Source organism: Gelidibacter salicanalis (assembly GCF_016469035.1).
Lineage (GTDB): Bacteria > Bacteroidota > Bacteroidia > Flavobacteriales > Flavobacteriaceae > Gelidibacter > Gelidibacter salicanalis_A.
Genome location: NZ_JAEHJZ010000323.1, coordinates 1 through 359, shown reverse-complemented (window position 1 = coordinate 359; position 359 = coordinate 1). Strand labels below are relative to the sequence as shown.

1 protein-coding gene is annotated in these 359 nt (G+C 49.0%); it reads left to right on the top strand.

Annotated features, from left to right (window positions below):
* A partial coding sequence (locus JEM65_RS21595) for a C2H2-type zinc finger protein (protein WP_199603828.1) occupies nt 1-286 on the top strand: 286 nt, incomplete at its 5' end.
* Between the last annotated feature and the right edge of the window lie 73 nt (nt 287-359).

The window sequence follows — 359 nt, the reverse complement described above, 5'->3', positions numbered from 1 at the left end:
CCAATCCTGGGTTCAAGGCGTCCTGGACGATGTCATTCGCGAATTACCCATCGACCGATCCGATGCCCGAGCCCTCCAACCAACGGAGCCTGGCGAATGCAAACTGAGGCCCGAATGCAATATCTGTGGCAAAACGTTGTTCGATAAACATAGTCTGAAGAAGCACGTGGATGTGGTCCATTTCAACATCCGTCGATTCCAATGTCAAAGCTGCCCCAAGCGATTCTCCATGAAAAATGACCTGGAAGGCCATGTTTCCGCCGTTCACCATCGTATCAAGGTATAACTCAAAAGGGACAGTTCATGAGGTAACCAACCCCGTGTCATGTGTTACTTTTTAAACGGTTCCAGACTCATAT